Annotated in this window: 17 protein-coding genes and 1 rRNA gene; 2 read left to right on the top strand and 16 right to left on the bottom strand. The window is 47.9% G+C overall.

What is annotated here, in order from left to right; translation table 11 throughout:
• Nucleotides 1-418: 418 nt before the first annotated feature.
• The 7 genes from purR to metG form a co-directional block, all read right to left on the bottom strand.
• Nucleotides 419-1,246: a pur operon repressor gene (gene purR, locus C6Y45_RS12710; protein WP_107585606.1), complete on the bottom strand. Its 828-nt coding sequence runs from the start codon at nucleotides 1,244-1,246 to the stop codon at nucleotides 419-421.
• 74 nt (nucleotides 1,247-1,320) lie between these two features.
• The gene (gene ispE, locus C6Y45_RS12705) at nucleotides 1,321-2,196 is read right to left on the bottom strand and encodes a 4-(cytidine 5'-diphospho)-2-C-methyl-D-erythritol kinase (RefSeq protein ID WP_107585605.1); all 876 of its coding nucleotides are present in this window, start codon (nucleotides 2,194-2,196) and stop codon (nucleotides 1,321-1,323) included.
• 328 nt (nucleotides 2,197-2,524) lie between these two features.
• Nucleotides 2,525-2,785 carry a Veg family protein gene (locus C6Y45_RS12700; protein WP_107585604.1) on the bottom strand — a complete coding sequence of 87 codons (261 nt, stop codon included), beginning with the start codon at nucleotides 2,783-2,785 and terminating at the stop codon, nucleotides 2,525-2,527.
• A gap of 121 nt (nucleotides 2,786-2,906) precedes the next feature.
• On the bottom strand, nucleotides 2,907-3,791 hold the full coding sequence (gene rsmA, locus C6Y45_RS12695) for a 16S rRNA (adenine(1518)-N(6)/adenine(1519)-N(6))-dimethyltransferase RsmA (RefSeq protein WP_107585603.1): 885 nt from the start codon (nucleotides 3,789-3,791) through the stop codon (nucleotides 2,907-2,909).
• Complete coding sequence (rnmV, locus tag C6Y45_RS12690; protein ID WP_107585602.1) at nucleotides 3,788-4,348, bottom strand: ribonuclease M5; 561 nt, start codon at nucleotides 4,346-4,348, stop codon at nucleotides 3,788-3,790. Before rnmV ends, rsmA begins: the two co-directional genes overlap by 4 nt.
• Before the next feature lie 719 nt (nucleotides 4,349-5,067).
• On the bottom strand, nucleotides 5,068-5,832 hold the full coding sequence (locus C6Y45_RS12675) for a TatD family hydrolase (RefSeq protein ID WP_107585599.1): 765 nt from the start codon (nucleotides 5,830-5,832) through the stop codon (nucleotides 5,068-5,070).
• A 135-nt stretch (nucleotides 5,833-5,967) separates the two neighbouring features.
• On the bottom strand, nucleotides 5,968-7,962 hold the full coding sequence (gene metG / locus C6Y45_RS12670; protein WP_281260616.1) for a methionine--tRNA ligase: 1,995 nt from the start codon (nucleotides 7,960-7,962) through the stop codon (nucleotides 5,968-5,970).
• Between the two features lie 857 nt (nucleotides 7,963-8,819).
• Between metG and C6Y45_RS12660 the strand changes: the two genes are divergently transcribed.
• The gene (locus C6Y45_RS12660) at nucleotides 8,820-9,107 is read left to right on the top strand and encodes a transition state genes transcriptional regulator AbrB (protein ID WP_026698405.1); all 288 of its coding nucleotides are present in this window, start codon (nucleotides 8,820-8,822) and stop codon (nucleotides 9,105-9,107) included.
• 249 nt (nucleotides 9,108-9,356) lie between these two features.
• Here the strand turns inward: C6Y45_RS12660 and rsmI are convergent, their stop codons facing one another.
• The 8 genes from rsmI to C6Y45_RS12620 form a co-directional block, all read right to left on the bottom strand.
• Entirely contained in the window at nucleotides 9,357-10,241 is an 885-nt protein-coding gene (gene rsmI, locus C6Y45_RS12655; RefSeq protein ID WP_107585596.1) for a 16S rRNA (cytidine(1402)-2'-O)-methyltransferase, read from the bottom strand.
• On the bottom strand, nucleotides 10,234-10,977 hold the full coding sequence (locus C6Y45_RS12650) for a tRNA1(Val) (adenine(37)-N6)-methyltransferase (RefSeq protein ID WP_245922653.1): 744 nt from the start codon (nucleotides 10,975-10,977) through the stop codon (nucleotides 10,234-10,236). The genes rsmI and C6Y45_RS12650 overlap by 8 nt, the downstream gene beginning before the upstream one ends.
• A 63-nt stretch (nucleotides 10,978-11,040) precedes the next feature.
• Complete coding sequence (yabA, locus tag C6Y45_RS12645) at nucleotides 11,041-11,361, bottom strand: DNA replication initiation control protein YabA (protein WP_107585639.1); 321 nt, start codon at nucleotides 11,359-11,361, stop codon at nucleotides 11,041-11,043.
• Between the two features lie 51 nt (nucleotides 11,362-11,412).
• On the bottom strand, nucleotides 11,413-12,240 hold the full coding sequence (locus C6Y45_RS12640; protein ID WP_107585594.1) for a PSP1 domain-containing protein: 828 nt from the start codon (nucleotides 12,238-12,240) through the stop codon (nucleotides 11,413-11,415).
• A gap of 2 nt (nucleotides 12,241-12,242) precedes the next feature.
• A complete protein-coding gene (gene holB / locus C6Y45_RS12635) occupies nucleotides 12,243-13,232 on the bottom strand; it encodes a DNA polymerase III subunit delta' (protein ID WP_107585593.1) in 990 nt (329 codons plus the stop codon).
• A gap of 17 nt (nucleotides 13,233-13,249) precedes the next feature.
• Nucleotides 13,250-13,579: a cyclic-di-AMP receptor gene (locus C6Y45_RS12630; RefSeq protein WP_107585592.1), complete on the bottom strand. Its 330-nt coding sequence runs from the start codon at nucleotides 13,577-13,579 to the stop codon at nucleotides 13,250-13,252.
• Between the two features lie 91 nt (nucleotides 13,580-13,670).
• Nucleotides 13,671-14,294 (bottom strand): dTMP kinase, encoded by a 624-nt coding sequence (tmk, locus tag C6Y45_RS12625; protein ID WP_107585591.1) that lies wholly within the window; start codon nucleotides 14,292-14,294, stop codon nucleotides 13,671-13,673.
• Complete coding sequence (locus C6Y45_RS12620; protein ID WP_107585590.1) at nucleotides 14,291-15,703, bottom strand: aminotransferase class I/II-fold pyridoxal phosphate-dependent enzyme; 1,413 nt, start codon at nucleotides 15,701-15,703, stop codon at nucleotides 14,291-14,293. The genes tmk and C6Y45_RS12620 overlap by 4 nt, the downstream gene beginning before the upstream one ends.
• A 111-nt stretch (nucleotides 15,704-15,814) precedes the next feature.
• Between C6Y45_RS12620 and C6Y45_RS12615 the strand changes: the two genes are divergently transcribed.
• The gene (locus C6Y45_RS12615; RefSeq protein WP_107585589.1) at nucleotides 15,815-16,426 is read left to right on the top strand and encodes a hypothetical protein; all 612 of its coding nucleotides are present in this window, start codon (nucleotides 15,815-15,817) and stop codon (nucleotides 16,424-16,426) included.
• 224 nt (nucleotides 16,427-16,650) lie between these two features.
• On the opposite strand, the gene rrf is transcribed toward C6Y45_RS12615, so the two are convergent.
• Nucleotides 16,651-16,767: ribosomal RNA gene (rrf, locus tag C6Y45_RS12610) — 5S ribosomal RNA — on the bottom strand.
• Between the last annotated feature and the right edge of the window lie 142 nt (nucleotides 16,768-16,909).

The following is a 16,909-nucleotide window of genomic DNA, read 5'->3' as shown; positions in this document are numbered from 1 at the left end:
AAACCGTAAAGTAAGCATCCAGCCCTGCCTGGACATGTTTTTTTAAATGGCTCTGTTAACAGAAGTACGTTTCTTTCATGGTAAAAAACGAAGCGTAAACCGGCAGAAGCCTGTGGAAAGCTGGAGATCTCCTCCAAGACAAGTATGCCGAGTGCTGTGTAACGAAGGCGGGGACACCCAGAGGATCAGCGCTGTTCGAGAATCCATTTTGACGGACTGTTTTCCCGCCAAAATCAGCCGGGAACAAGCCCTCGGGTAAGCCTTGCCGGGAGTGCAGCAGCGTTATGTCCACCTCTTGAACGGGCTGTTTTCAAGGCAGCTTTTAAAATAGTAAACAAAGCACGTCAGTAATACATACGAAAAAGACCCTTTCGCCGAAAGATCAGCGGAAGAGCCTCTGTATGCAATGCTTTTGTTTTTAACTGTGGTCTCCGGAAAACATCGTGCCTTTTTCCACCTGGATTTTCCGCCCTTTTGCATCCACGCTGGAAAGCTTCGTTAATGAAACGTAGTTGTCGACGAGCTTTTCTTTTTCATGCACCGCTTCCATCAGTACGCCGGCTCCGGCTACGGTACACTGAAACTCCTCCGTCAGATCCATCATGCCGCGTATTGTTCCCCCGGCTTTCATAAAGTCATCGATGATCAGTACGTTGGATCCCGGCTTTAGGCTTCTTTTGGCAAGCGACATCGTCTGAATGCGCTGGGACGATCCCGAAACGTAGTTAATGCTTATAATAGAGCCTTCGGTAACACGCTGCTCATGCCGGACAATGCTGACCGGAGCGTTCAAGTGGGAAGCAACAGCATACGCGAGGGGGATTCCCTTTGTTGCCATCGTCATCACTGTGTCCACTCCGGCTTCTTTATAAAAAGAGGCAAAAATGCGTCCCAGCTCCTGCATCCGCTGGGGATCGCCGATAATATCCATCATATACAAGTAGCCGCCCGGCAGAAGACGGGTGGAATCTTCGAGACTGTGGATGAGTTTCTCCACCGTTTCCAATGCTTCTTTTTCATGAATCATTGGTACAAATGTAACGCCGCCGCTCACCCCGGCAGAGGTAGCAAGCCGGCCGATTCCTTTTGATTCAAAAACTTCTTTTACGATGCCGATATCCTCACTGATGGACGATTTCGCTGACCCGTACCGGTCGGAAAAGAAAGTCAGCGAAACCGAACGGTGCGGATGGCGCAGTAAATATTCCGTCATATCCACCAGACGGCCGCTTCGACGATATTTCATTTTAACACCTCCTGTGATTCCCGAATGTTCAAACAGTAATATACCATTTTTGTACGGGTTTCACAACCTCTGTATTACAAAGGCTTATGGGGGGTGCCTATCATTCTTACGACATGTACTTCCTCCATAAATCCTTTCAGGCCGTTGCACAGACGGTCAGCTCTCGACTGTCCGCTGGCGAGCGCAAAGACAGTCGGTCCGCTTCCGCTCATGACGGCTCCTTCTGCACCGTACTGCTGCAGGCGGTCCTTAATCATTTTTACGTCACTGTTCAAAGAAAAAGTCGCCTCTTCCATTACGTTTTCCAGTGAGAGGCATATTGTATGAAAATCCTTCTCCTCAATTGCCCGGACCATCCGTCCCGTATCCGGATGTTTCATCGTTTCCAGATTCAGCCGGCTGTAAATGTCTTTCGTTGAAACCCCCTGAGCGGGTTTAGCGAGTACGACCCAGCACGGCGGCGGGGCCGGAAGAAACGTCAGTTTTTCTCCTCTCCCTCTCGCTACTGCCGTACCGCCGTGAACGCAAAAGGGAACATCCGAACCGATTTCCGCCCCTATTTCTGCAAGTGCTTCTGTGGAAAGCTGCAGGTTCCATATTTTATTTAATCCCCGGAGTACTGCTGCTGCATCTGTACTTCCTCCAGCGAGACCAGCAGACACAGGAATCTTTTTATCAATATATATTTTCACCCCGGTTTTCGGCGCGTAACGCTCCTGCAGAATACGGGCCGCCTGCCAGGCAAGATTGGATTTATCCGTGGGAAGGAAGCCGTTATTCGACTCCACCTGAATTTTCCGCGAATTCAGAGGCTGGAGATGGACTCTGTCTGCCAGGTCCACAGTTGTCATTACCATCTCTACTTCGTGGTAGCCGTCATTTCTTTTATGAAGTACGTCCAGCGTTAAATTTATTTTTGCGGGAGCTTTTACAATTATACTGTCCAACATCGTCACCTTCTTTATTAAATGCCTCTGTTACGGTTCGTCCTGTTTCTTTTGAGAATACTATTTCTTTACGGAAGAAATGAGCTTCATCCCCAAAAGCACTTCCCTTAACAGAGCCTTCTTAATACATCGCTTCCGCTATTTTATCATTAGTTTCTTTCAAAAAGAACATAAAATACCTTCTGTTGAAGCGTAAGACCGTTTTACTCCCGCCTGCATTCCGTATAAAAAAGCCTCTATATTCCCTTTACAGGAACACTTTGGAAAATTTCTGCATAAAGAAAAGCCTGCCGGGAAAAAATTTCCCCGGCAGGCTTTTGCTTATGTGTAATTACGGCTGTGGTTCTTCCACCACATCTCCCGGCACAGAGAGTTTCACTGTTTCGGTAAGTACATCGGTGTAACTGTAAGACAGACGTTCAATTGAATACTCATCCTTATCAAGCTTTACGGTAAAGACAGAAGGATAGATTCCTTCAAGCAGCCCGGAACGTTCCACGATCTTCTTGCGACCGCCGTTCGCCTGGACCGTCACTTTCTTCCCAACATTGGCTTCTAGTGCTTGTTTGATCTCTGCTAAAGTTTTCGCCATGTACGACACCTCACTTAAACCTTAGTATACTAAATTTTAAGCAGGAAGTCAAATAAAATTTAAATTATAGCAAGGCAGTGTGTGGGTGTCAATCAATTAATTCGCTTAGTGAACACTTTTTTCAGCGCGGATGTCCCGTATAGCGGTAAAATGCACTCGTCAGAGCGGCAAATTCTGTCATTGTTAATGTTTCTGCCCGCCGCTTTCCGTCTATTCCTATTTCCTGAAGTCGTTCAGCTGTTTCTCCTTTGGAAAGAGTGTCCTCGAAAAGCTTGGACAGATTGTTAAGAAGTGTTTTGCGGCGCTGGACGAAAGCTCCCCGTACAATGTGGAAAAACAGCGCTTCATTCACTACATCGACCGGGGGCTTTTCCCTTCTCGTCAGCCGCAGAATCGAAGAATCGACATTCGGCTGCGGCATAAAGACCGTACGCGGCACCTGAAAAACCGTTTCGGCATGCGCATAATACTGGGCCGCAATCGAAAGGGAACCATACGCTTTGGAGCCGGGTTTTGCCGAAATTCTTTCCGCCACTTCCGTCTGCATCATCACAACCATCACCCGGACCGGGAGCTTTTCCTCCAGCAGTTTCATCAGGATCGGTGTGGTGACGTAGTAAGGAAGATTGGCTACGACAGCGAGGTCCTGGCCTTCTTCAAAGTGACTGTTTATAAAGGTGTGCAGATCTGCTTTTAACACATCTTCATTGATGACTTCGACATGTGGATACGGGGCCATCGTTTCCTTCAGTATCGGCAGAAGGCGCTGATCGATTTCAAAAGCGAGTACTTTTCCTGCCTGACGGGCCGACTGTTCAGTCAGCGCACCGATGCCCGGACCGATCTCAATGATGCCGGATTCTTTTGTTACTGAAGCCGCGTTGACGATATTCGTGAGTACATTCGGATCGATTAAAAAATTCTGCCCAAGGCTCTTCTTAAAGCGGAATCCGTGCTTTTTGAGTATTTCCTGCGTGCGTTTTGGTGTCGCAATATCTTTTGTCATGCTTCTTCCTCCATCTTCTGTACGGCCTCATAAAATTCTTCCCGGGTAACCTGGAACTGTTCAAGCCGCTTGACGAGCTGTTTACCGTTCGCATAGCCGATATGGAGAAGATTGCCGAGCTTTTCCCGGTTTTTTTTAGCTCCCGGTCCCGCGAGCAGGCCTGCCTGATGAAGCTCCAGCCAGCTTGGCGGGGCCTCTCTTTCTTCTTGGGGCATCGACGTTTTGACTGAATCAAGCGCTGTTATAACAGCCTCCCTGTCTGCATGCTCAATGCCTACTTTTCCTTTCTGTACATCGACCGCTTCATGTTTCGGCAGAAAGGCGTGGCGGCATCCAGGAACAGACTGATCAATAATATGACGGATTTTTTGACCGGGAAAATCCGGATCGGTAAATATAATGACTCCCCGGCGTTTTTGAGCGAGCCGTATTTTCTCGATTGTTTCAGCTGTGATACCGGAACCGCTCGTTTCGATCGTATCGCAATTCACGTAGCGCCGGAGCGTCTGGGTGTCGTTTTTTCCTTCGACAATAATAATTTCTTTTATTTGCTGCAAAGCTTTCGTTCCCTTCTTCTAAATAAACTGCTTCTCCTATCATACCGAAAAAAAAGCTGTACGGAAAAGAGGATTTTGCCCCCTTTCCATACAGCTGCCGTCACTTGACCAGCCTTGTACCACGTTCTTTTTTCAGGAAAGCTTTGTTTGTTCGCTGACGGTTGCAGAAACATTTCGCTTTCAACCGGCCTGCCGTGGAGGAGATTTTCGGGTGGGCTGCGCCCTATCCTCCAACCTCCTTCTTTCACGGGCCGGTTACCGCTTCGTTTTACATAGAAAAAAATGTTCTGCTTTTCATAAACGCTGCTCTTTATTCCGTAAAACTGATGCCCGTGCAGAGGCGCCTGCGGCAGATGTGAAGAACCGCAGGCAACCTTCAAATACAACCCGGAGCTTTAAAAGAGAAACTCATGCAAAATTGTTGCATCATAATGGATGAAAACACTTGTCTCTATCGTTCATTTTTACATTTCCTGATTTTTCCTTCAAAAGGTGATAGAACGTGGTCGTTTTACCGGGAGCTGTAGTGGACATGGAGGGACTCCGGAGCGATGAAGGCCGAGCCGAAGATCCATTCCATCCGACGGAAGAAGGATGGAATTAGCTGAGGCCGGCCCGCTCGGAAAGCCTCTCCATGGAAACGAAAGCGGACGTTCATTTTTTTATTTTCAAGGTAGCCTTCAGGAAAACCGCTGCTTTCTGACAGCGCCGGATGCCGGCTATATTTTAAAAAGCCTGCGTGCGTTTTCCGTTGTTAAAGCGGCTGTTTCCTCATAGGATTCTCCGCGCAGCTCTGCAAGCTGCTCAGCTACGAGCTTTACATAGGCCGGTTCGTTCCGCTTTCCCCGGTAGGGATGGGGAGCAAGAAACGGGGCATCCGTTTCGACGAGAAGACGATCCCTCGGGATAGTTTTGGCCACTTCTTTAGGAAGTTTCGCATTTTTGAAAGTCACAGGGCCTCCAAAAGAAATATAAAAATTCATATCAAGGCAGGCTTCCGCCATTTCGATATCTCCCTGAAAGCAGTGCATAATTCCTCCGATTTCTTCTGCTTTTTCCTCCCGGAGAACTTCCACGATGTCCTCGTGCGCCTCCCGGTCATGAATAATAACAGGCAGACCGACTTTTTTTGCAAGTGCAATCTGCTTCCGGAAAACTTCCTTCTGTACATCCCGCGGGGACTTGTCCCAATGGTAGTCCAGTCCGGTTTCACCAATGGCTACCACTTTCGGGTGGGCGGCGAGCTCTTCAATCCATGCCAGTTTTTCATCATCGCAGTCCACTGCGTCCACCGGATGCCATCCGACCGCTGCGTAAAGAAAATCGTACTTTTCCACGAGTTTCATCGCAATGTTGATCGTCTTCGTATCGAATCCAACCACGACCATTTCCTGGACTCCCGACTCCCGGGCCCGTTCTATCACTTCATCGACATCTTCTTCGAACTGGTCCGCGTTCAAATGTACGTGTGTATCGATCAGCATAACATGCTCCTTTCCGGCATGGAGTGCCTTTCAGGAAGCGTTCTTCCAGGCGCATGCTCCATGCTGCTTTTTTAAATATCTCCCCGGCAGAACAAGTCCTGCCGAAAAAAATTTTATTAACTTAACATTTCGGGCTTACTTAACCTGTGAACCGTTCGGAAGAGCATCAGAGACCGTAGCAAGTGTCAGCTTCTTCTCATAGGACCCAGCAAGGATCATCCCCTGGGAAAGCTCTCCCCGAAGCTTGACCGGCTTCAGATTCGTCACACAGATCACTTTTCTTCCGGGAAGCTCGTCCGGAGAATAATGCTTCGCGATACCGGAAACTACCTGCCGCTTCTCATAGCCGAGATCAAGCTGAATTTTCAAAAGCTTGTCCGCTTTTTTCACTTTCTCCGCACTGATGATTTCTGCTACGCGCAGATCGACCTTGGAAAAGTCTTCGATCGTAATCTCTTCCACTTCCGGTGCGTCGACCGCTTCTGCCTGTTTCTCTTTCTCTTCCTTTTTCACCGTACCACCCATCATCTCGACAATTGCTTTTACTTCTTCTTCCGTATCAAGCCGTGGGAAAAGCGGTTCACCTTTTTCTATAATCTTCGTTCCTTCAGGAAGGCTTCCAAATTTCTTCAGCGTTTCCCACTCCATCAGCTCTTCTGGAATATGAAGCTGACGCTGGATTTTCGCTGGTGTTTCTGTAAGAAACGGGCGCATCATAACAGCAGTCTCGCGGATGGATTCCATGAGATGATGCAGCACGGATCCAAGCTGTTCCCGGGCCGTTTCGTCTTTAGCAAGAATCCACGGCTGTGTTTCATCAATATATTTGTTCGTGCGGCTGATCAGCTGCCCGACAGCAGAGAGTGCTACGGAAAACTGCATATCCTCCATCGCATTTTCCACTTTATCGACTGTTGCATTGACGAGCTCTACAAGTGACTCATCGTAAGGGGTCGCATCTTTAACGTATGCGGGAATTTTCCCATCGAAATATTTATTGCCCATGGCAATCGTACGGTTAACAAGATTTCCGAGATCATTGGCAAGGTCATAATTAATCCTGTCTACAAATGCTTCCGGTGTGAATACTCCGTCCGAACCGAACGGTACTTCCCGAAGAAGGTAGTAGCGGACAGCGTCCAGGCCGTAGCGGTCGATCAATGGCACCGGGTCCACGACGTTTCCTTTTGATTTGGACATTTTTCCGTCTTTCATCAGCAGCCATCCGTGGCCGAAAACTTTTTTCGGCAGTGGCAGGTCGAGAGCCATCAGCATGATCGGCCAGTAAATCGTATGAAAGCGGACAATTTCCTTTCCGACAAGGTGGACGTCAGCCGGCCAGTGGGACTGGTACAGACGGTCGTCCTCCGACCCGTATCCAAGCGCTGTAATATAGTTGGAAAGCGCATCGATCCATACATAGACGACGTGTTCAGGGTTACTGTTTACTTTCACTCCCCAGTCAAAGGAAGTACGGGAGACAGCAAGATCCTCCAGTCCGGGTTTAATGAAATTGTTAACCATTTCGTTTTTACGGGATTCCGGCTGAATAAACTCCGGATTTTCCTCATAATACTTCAACAGGCGGTCAGCATAGCGGCTCATCCGGAAAAAGTAGGATTCCTCCCGTACTTTTTCGACCGGATGCCCGCTGTCCGGACTCTTTCCAGCAATTACATTTCCTGCTTCATCATATTCCTTATCTTCCAGCTGCAGTTCGGTGTAGAAAGTTTCGTCGGAAATCGAATACCATCCTTCGTATTCATCAAGGTAGATATCTCCCTGCTCCAGAAGCTGGTCAAAGATTTTCGCTACGATTTTTTTATGCCGCTCTTCTGTTGTACGGATAAAGTCGTCATAGGAAATATCGAGCTTCTGCCAAAGGCCTTTTATGTCCTGCACGATATCGTCCACAAATTCCTGGGGTGATACTCCTTTTTCCTGGGCTTTCGTTTCGATTTTCTGGCCGTGTTCATCCGTCCCGGTCAGGTAGCGGACATCGTAGCCCCGAAGGCGTTTGTACCGTGCCATGGCGTCTCCGGCCACCGTAGTATAGGCGTGTCCGATGTGAAGCTTGGCACTTGGATAGTAGATAGGGGTCGTAATGTAAAATGTTTTCTTGTCTTCCATAATGTATTTCCTCCTCTAAAAATGCGATTTGTCCGCTTTCACCGGAAAATTCCTTCAAAACAGAAAAAACCCCCGTCCTCTACTGGGACGAGAGCTGGAACTCACGCGGTACCACCCGGCTTCACTGACAAAACTGTCAGCCTTGCTGTGTGCAGCTTTAAAAAGCTGCCCGCTGCTTAACGCGCAGGTACGCAGCTTCCCTTACCTGGTACAGGCTCGAAAAACCGGCTTCTCCCGGGACCATTTTCAAAAGGGCCTCCATCCCGGTTTCCAGCTTTTCCCCGGTTCTCTGTTATGGATTTTCCTTCCTACTTATCCCTTCATTGAAGGACTTTTATTCACTCTGGACACATACTCTCCTTGAAAATATACCGGAGACAGGCAGAAGTGTCAACTGAATTACTTCTGTTTATTTTCCTCATTTTCATAAAAAGAGCCGAAAGCAGGAAAACAATGTTTTACTCATATAAAACCCATATTATCCCTTTTAAATTCACATTTTTTACATTTATATATAATAATGATTATTATTGTATTAATTTATGGATTTTTGTTACATTTATGGTTTTTCTGGGTATAGAATAGAGTCGTAACGTCTTTGTCGCAAGATGTCGAATAAATTTCCTGTTGAATAGAGAGAAAATGACAGGAAATGAAGGCTTTTTTGGACAAAATAACGGCTGCTTTCCCTTCTGTTGAGATATTTGTTAATATTATCTTATTTTGAGGTAGTTTTTATTGACTTCATTTGAAAGTATTGGTATTATACTCTTAACAGGATTTTGTCGAAAATTGACGTTTCGTGCAGCTTCTGAGAAATAAAATTCATCAAGAGGATAAGAGAGGAGAAATTAATAATGAAATCTACAGGTATTGTAAGAAAAGTTGATGAACTGGGCCGGGTGGTAATTCCTATCGAACTACGCCGCACATTGGATATTGCAGAGAAGGACGCTCTGGAAATCTATGTGGATGACGACCGCATCGTTCTTAAAAAATATAAGCCGAACATGACTTGCCAGGTAACAGGTGAAGTTTCCGACGACAACCTTTCCCTTGCAAACGGCAAAATCATCTTGAGCCCGATGGGTGCGAAGGAAATCGTAAAAGAGCTGGAAGAGTATATTTCCAAGCAGGAAAATTAATTGAAAGACGGCCTCCGGGTCGTTTTTTTTTGTTCTTTAAAAGTTTTACTTTGACCTGCCGGGAAAAGCTGCAGATCTCCCACGTCAGGGCCGGAGCCAAGTTTTCTCAGCCGTCTTTAATATAGTTTTTTCAGTCTTCGGCTATTTCCCGGGAAATGCAGCGGCCATCTCCCGGTTCTTCAGTCAAAAAAGTTCCAGTAACCGGCTTATCAAAGATGGAAAATACGCGTTCGAAATTTCCGGCACCGGCTACTCTTCCACGTGGTAGGCCTGATACACTTCCCTTTTTGGAAGTCTGCGGTCCACAGCAGCATCTTTCACTGCCTGTTTCGCCGGTTTTCCCTTTTCCACATACACTTCCACGTGCTCTTTAATCGTAAGCTCCTGCCACCAGCTTTCCTCTGCTGCTTCGTGCTGTTCTTCCGCAGAAGCACCGGCTACAAGCACCACGCATTCCCCTTTCAGCTCCTCCGCTTCTGCCCACGCCTGCAGTTCCGACAATGTCCCGGTAATAATCGTTTCGTACTGTTTTGTTATTTCTCTTGCTACAGCTGCACGACGGTCTCCGAAAATGTCGAATGCCGCTTTAAGAAACTCATTCACCCGGTGAGGTGATTCATAAAAGATGAGTGTGGAAGGAACAAGACGCCACGAATCGAGAATTTCTTTCCGCTGCTTCTTTTTCCGCTCGACAAAACCAACGAATGTAAATGCTTCCGTTGAAAGACCAGAGCTTATTAGTGCCGTCAGGGCAGCGTTTGCCCCCGGCAGAGCAACAACCGTAAGTCCTTCTTTTTTCGCTTCTGCAGCGAGATCCGCTCCAGGGTCGGAAACAGCCGGCATCCCGGCATCGCTGACAAGAGCAACCTTCTCCCCGTTTCTAATTCGTTTGAGCAGCTCCTCTCCTCTGACCCGCTTGTTGTGTTCGTGGTAGCTGACGAGAGGTACAGTAATATCAAACACGTGGCACAGTTTCTTCGTATGCCTCGTATCCTCCGCGGCAATCACATCTGCTTCCTTAAGCGTTTTGACAGCCCGGTACGTCATATCATCCAGATTGCCGATCGGTGTCGGAACGAGAAAAAGTTTCCCCTTATTCTCGAGATCTTTCGAAAAGCTTTTTTGTTCATGCATATGATTTTCCCCCCTTAAAGTAATGCTCGTAAAACTCCGGCGTGTAATTTCCTTCTTTATCATATACAATCCAGGGCGGTTCGGTAGTCATACCCGGGTTGCCGTCCTTGACCGCTTCGATCAGAAGAATGTTTGCCGGACGATCCTCTCTCGGATGAACAAAACAGAGGCGTTTCGGTTCCAGCTTTCGCTTCTGCATCGTCGTAATAATATCGCCAAGCCTTTCCGGACGGTGGACAAAAGCAGCTCTCCCTTTAGACTTTACAAGCGCCGCCGCCGCTTTGACTGCATCATCGAGCGTACAGGACACTTCATGACGGGCAAGAGTTTTCGATGTATTCACGTTAACCCCTTTTTCTGCTGTAACCGGAAAGTACGGTGGATTGCATGTTACGAGATCGTACTTCCCGAGCGCAAAACCGGAGAGATCCCGAAGATCCCGCTCCATCACACGGACCTGCTTCTCCAGGTTATTCGTTTTGATGGATCGTTCCGTCAGTTCACAGAGCAGCGGTTGGAGCTCCAGCGCATCGATCACTGCCTCTGTTCTCAGGCTCATAACGAGCGGTACGGCTCCTGTTCCGCTGCATAGATCAGCTGCTTTTTCTGCCCCGCTGACACGGACGAACCTGGCCAGAAGCACTGCATCCATAGAATACGTAAATATATCACTGCGCTGATGAATCACCCGCTCATTCCCCGGCAGGTAGTCTTGTCTTTCTTCTGCCTGTTTCACTTTTTTCCCTCCAAAAGAAAACGCCCCAGAGCAGGTCTGTGGACGTTTCCGCATTGATATTCGTTATTCCTGATCGGACCGGTTGAGAAAGGAGAGGCAGAAAAGGCAGTCGCCTTCTTTGCGGATGCTTCCATAATGAAGGTTGCATATGTGGAAGCCTTCCTGATAAAGTCTCGCCAGATTATCATACCCTTCCCCAAATCCTGCTTTAATCCGTTTTCCCGACGCACGTTCCTTCTGCTCTCCTGCTTCTGACTCCCGGTTCATCCGCTCCCGGAGATGATCATTTTCCATTTGCAGATGGGTGTTCTCCTCCAGCAGTTCCGCCAGCTGGTCCTTCAGCTCCCCGAGCTCCTCGTGAAGCCCGCCGATGCGTTCTTCCATCTGGCTGACGCGGGAAAAGAGTTCATTTTTGTTCACGATGCCTACACCTCATTATTTCGTGGTTTCTGCGGCGATCGCTCCTTCTTCCAGGAGTTCATCCAGCGTATATTCAATCACCTGTCCGGATTCGTAAATTTCCACCTGGACAAGCCGTTCCAGCATGTTGAGCCCCGTTACTTTTCCTTTTCCGTAGCTTGTATTCAGCTTTTGGTACAAGTCCGGAAGCTCTTTTTTAGCCGATTCATACATGTCGTTCTCATATTTTAAACAGCACATAAGTCTTCCACACAGTCCCGAAATTTTTGTCGGATTAAGTGACAGGTTCTGATCCTTCGCCATTTTAATGGATACGGGCTCAAAATCTCCGAGAAATGTCGAACAGCAGAGCATTCTGCCGCACGGACCGATTCCGCCGAGCATTTTGGCTTCGTCTCTTACCCCGATCTGGCGGAGTTCGATTCTTGTGCGGAAAATGGAAGCAAGATCCTTTACCAGTGTCCGGAAGTCGATCCTTCCATCTGCTGTAAAATAAAATAAAATTTTGTTGCGATCAAACGTGAACTCTACGTCCACCAGCTTCATATCAAGGTTATGCTCTGTAATTTTCTTCAGGCAGACATCAAATGCCTTCTCAGCTTCCTTCTTATTCTGCTGAATAGTCATTTTGTCTTTGTCTGTAGCGAGCCGGAGCACTTTCTTCAGTGGAAGAACAACATCCTGTTCCTCTACTTCTTTCATTCCGATAACCGTCTTGCCGAATTCCATCCCGCGGGCCGTTTCGACAATCACATAGTCATCTTTCTCTATCTCGAGATCCCCGGGAGAAAAATAATAAATCTTACCGGTTTTCTTAAATCGTACGCCAATTACTCGATGCACATTTATCCCTCCTGTAAACGAAGAAGCAGCTGCTCCATTAACAGCTGCGGAGACACGTTCGCATGTACGCGACGTTTTGCATCCATGACTGCCTGGAGGTTGTTACCGAGTTTTCCTTGAGAAAGCTGAAACGCCTGTTTGGCGAGCGTTTCTTCCTGATCTATATAAACAATCGCTTCCGACTGGCCGACCTGCATACGCAGCACATCCCTGTACCACAGCATCATCAGATCCAGTGCCGTCTGCACCGTTTCGCGTTCATTGAAAAAAGGTATGACTTTTTCATGAAGCGTAATGAACGCCTCGGCAGGACGCCGGATTTGATCATCAATTAATTGTATCACTTTCTCCCTTGCCTGTGAAATCCAATCTTCTTCAAACAGCTTCTCTGCCTCCGACAAATCGGAAGTCAGCCTCGCAGCAAGAGCTGCTTCTTTTTCCTGGAAACCTGCTTCTGCCAGTGCCCGCGTGACCCGTTCCGGAGAAAGCGGGGAAAATGTCATTACCTGTGCCCGGGAAAGAATAGTCGGAAGCATCTGATAGGAATTTCCTGTAAGCAGCACGGCCAGTGCTTCGCCGTCCGGTTCTTCCAGGAACTTCAGCAGGCTGTTCGCTGCACTTGCAGACATTTTATCTGCTTCCTCCACTACATACACTTTTTTCTGGGATTCCATTCCCCGCATGCTGAATTCTTTTTTCAGCCCGCGGATCTGGTCTACCTTAATGGAAGCACCTTCCGGCCGGATGACGTGCATATCCGGGTGGTTTCCTGATTCCGCACGCCGGCATTCCCGGCAGACGAGGCAGGGATCGGCCCCCTTCACTGCTTCACAGAAAAACGCTTTTGCAAGAAGTGTTGCGGCGGCTCTCTTTCCGGTGCCTCTTCCGCCTTCGAAAACATAGGCGTGAGCCAGCCGGTCTCTTATCAGACTGTTCTGCAGAACCCGGGCAATTGTAGGCTGCGTATCTTCCAATTCATGCCATTTATCCATGCTTATTACCTCTTCCGCTAAAACTTCTCGAACTGATCGACTGGAAGAATAAAGACAGTTGCTCCCCCGACCTGCACTTCCACCGGGTAGGGAACGTAGGAATCTGCATTGCCTCCCATTGGAGAAATCGGTGCCACAAGCTGTTCTCTCGCCTGGCAGTTTTCCTTAATGATTTCCAGCACACGCTCTACTTCCTCGTTTTGTACACCGATCATAAAGGTGGTATTGCCTGCTTTAAGAAAGCCGCCGGTGCTGGCAAGTTTCGTAGCCTGAAAATCTTTTTCCACAAGGGCATCCGACAGGCGGTTGCTGTCTTTATCCTGAATTACTGCCACGATCAGCTTCATAGTCATCTCCTCCATTAAAATAGGGGTTATACATATTATAACAAGAATCTGCTCCGGACACCCGGTCCCTGCAGGTATTTTGTCTTAAATTCTATATTTTCTCCTGCAGCAGGTTCCACGCAGCGTCTGTTACTTTCTCCAGCGTCTGCCCTGCATCGACGAGACGGATGCGCTCCGGTTCCTGATGCTGCAGCTGCAGGTACATTTCGCGCACAGATTCATGAAACGACAGCGACTCCTGATCGAGACGGTTGATTTCCCTGCCTTTATTGGCAGCAATTCGCTCCAGCCCCTCTTTCGGGTCAATGTCAAAATAGAGCGTGATATCCGGAAGTCTTCCTTCTGTTGCAAACATGTTCAGCTCACGCACGGCTTCCACACCAATTTTTCTTGCAAACCCCTGATACACGAGGCTGCTGTCCACAAACCGGTCACAGAGAACGACCCCTCCCCGTTCCAGATGCGGAATTACTTTCTCCACAAGGTGCTGTCTTCTCGCAGCAGCATAAAGCAGCGCTTCTGTTCTCGCATCCATTTCCGTATGCCTTGGATCGAGAATAACTTCCCTGATTTTTTCTGCAATGTAACTGCCTCCGGGCTCCCTCGTTGCAAGCACCGGACGGCCGGTCTTTTCCAGCTTTTTTTGAATTTCTTTCAGTACAGTCGTTTTACCGGCACCTTCTCCGCCTTCAAACGTTACGAATAATCCACTCACGATTTATTGTCCTCCCCCGGATCAAAAACTTTCAATTTTTCTCTACCACCTTTAATACGTACACCTTTTTTTCTGAGCCTGTTTCTTTCCTCCACATGTGTGGAATGGATTCTCTCCCCCCGCAGCAATAGAGGAATACCGGGAGGATACGGGATAACTGTTTCTGCCGCCGTCATCCCCTCACTTTCCTCCCAGGAAACTTCGTGCGTTTTTTTCGTGAACATTTCCCCGTACGTATAGACAAGTGAAGTCAACCCTTTTCCCGGCACGGGATAATGCGTTTTTTCAATAAATGTTTCACGTGAAAAAACAGGTGCCAGCTTCTTTATTGTTTCTGAAATATCCTCTTTGTCCAACGACAGTACGACCAGCAGGTGTACCGGTGAAATCAGCTCCGGAAACAATCTCTCACGTTTCATCTGCTCCTGCCATTTTTCCGGCCGACCTTCCTCCTCCGTATAAAGATTTATTTTCAACGGATCGAGCCGGTAGGGACCGATGCTTTCCGGAAGCAGTCTTATTTTCGTTTCCAGCATTTTTTTATGTAAAGAAATCACTTCCACCGTTTCTTTCCAGTCGTTTTTTCTTGCAGCATACGCTCTTGCCGCGTCGAGTGAACCCATTATCGGATACGACGGGCTGCTCGATTGAATCATACTCAGCCGGCGTTTCACTTCCGTTTTGTCCATGCTTACTCCAAGATGCAGCCACGCCCCCATCGTCATTGCCGGGAGCGTTTTATGAGCCGACTGTACGACAGCGTCGGCACCGGCACTCAATGCACTTTCCGGAAACCACGGGCTGCTCCCGGGAAGAAAATGTGCCCCGTGTGCTTCATCTACAAACAGGAGAGTATCGTATGCCCGGCACACTTCCACATGCTCTTTGAGCGGCAAAGTATAGCCTTCGTACGTAGGGTTCGTTAAAAATACAGCCTTCGTATCCGGGTGGCTCCTGAGCGCCTTTTCAAGCTGCCTGGAAGAAACGCCGAGGCCGAGACCGGAAACGCTGTCTGTTTCCGGAGCAAGAAAAACCGGCTGCTGGTCTGCAAGTTCCAGACCGTGGAAAACAGACTGGTGGCTGTTTCTCTGCACGATAATTTTTTCTCCAGGGCCCGCTGCCAGGAGCAATGCAAGATTGCCGGACGTCGATCCCCCTGTTAAAAAGAAGCTCGAATCCGAGTCATACAGGGCGCTGAGAAGTTCTTCTGCTTCTCTGATAACCCCTTCCGGCTCGTGCAGATCATCGAGTCCTTCAATTTCTGTAGCGTCCAGTCGAAGAATCTTTCTGTAATACGGTGAAGCCTCTTCCAAAAAAACACGCCCGTTTTTATGACCCGGAACATGGCAGGAGACTGTTTCATTTTTATGCTTTAAAGCAGTGAAAAGTGGTGTTAACGACTGGTTCATCCCCTGCCTCCTATCTTTTCTCCATTATAACGAAAATGATTGTTTTTTGCTTTTTTTCTGTATATCTGCTTCACTAAAGTTATCCTTCCATATAATAGAAAGGAGAATCAGATGAAACGATATGCTGCTGTTTTTATCCTTCTTGTATTTTACGCTGTTTTTCTTGCCCCCGGTTCGGACAATGGAGACGAAATCCTCGGTCACCTGCTTTCCGGACGCTTTGAAGAAGTCGATCCTCTCGTGACAGCAGTATTTTCTCTGCTCGGTATTTACCCGATTATTTTTCTGCTGCTTTTAATTCCTAAAGACATGAACCGGATACCTGCCTGGCCTTTCGCGCTTTTATCTTTTGGTCTTGGAGCTTTTGCAGTCCTACCATATCTTATCATTCAAGGCCGGAAAATAAAAAAGAGACCCCGCGGGCCGGTATTTCTTCACAGGACGTTAAGAAGCCGATTTTTTCTTCTGATCCCCGGGGCCCTTTCTGTTATTGTGTTTGTCACTGCCGTGAATGGAAGCTTTGCAGGTTACATTGAGGCCTTCTTTTCCTCCCACCTTGTCAGTGTTATGACAGTGGATCTTCTCGTCGTGATCTGGCTGACGTATGATCTGCTTAAATACAAATGGAAAGCAGACCAGCCGTGGCTCAGCTTTATCCCTGCCTTCGGACCTCTTTTTCTCCTGTATAGAGTACACAGGCAGGAAAAAGACGGAAGCAGCTAATCCAGTGTTTTCCTTTAAAGTTTATTAAAATAACGCAATGTTGGCTGTCGATGACTGGAGAAAAACGTATTCCTCTTCTTACGTAAGTACCCTGAGCTTTAACAGAGACGTCCGCACCATAATGGATGAAAATGTCCTTCTATCAGAACCAAACTTTCTTATTTTCAAAAAAGCTGAAAAAATCGACAAAAAAGCACGCTGCCATGGGCAGCGTGCGGGTAGTGACCCAGCGACGTCCTACTTTTGCAGGGGGAGAGCCCCCAACTATCATTGGCGCTGGAGAGCTTAACTTCCGTGTTCGGCATGGGAACGGGTGTGACCTCTCCGCTTTCGTCACTGGATTCGGTTTTTGAGAGATCTGTCCTCTCAAAACTGGATAACGCGTGTAAGAATTGATTCACGGTCTGTTGATACGCCGGTTGTTTGTTGGTTAAGCCCTCGATCGATTAGTATCTCTCAGCTTCACGTGTCGCCACGCTTCCA

Origin of the sequence: Alkalicoccus saliphilus, assembly GCF_003044065.1 — a bacterium.
GTDB lineage: Bacteria > Bacillota > Bacilli > Bacillales > Salisediminibacteriaceae > Alkalicoccus > Alkalicoccus saliphilus.
The sequence above is the reverse complement of the archived record's forward strand: the minus strand, read 5'-3'. Positions and strand labels throughout refer to the sequence as shown.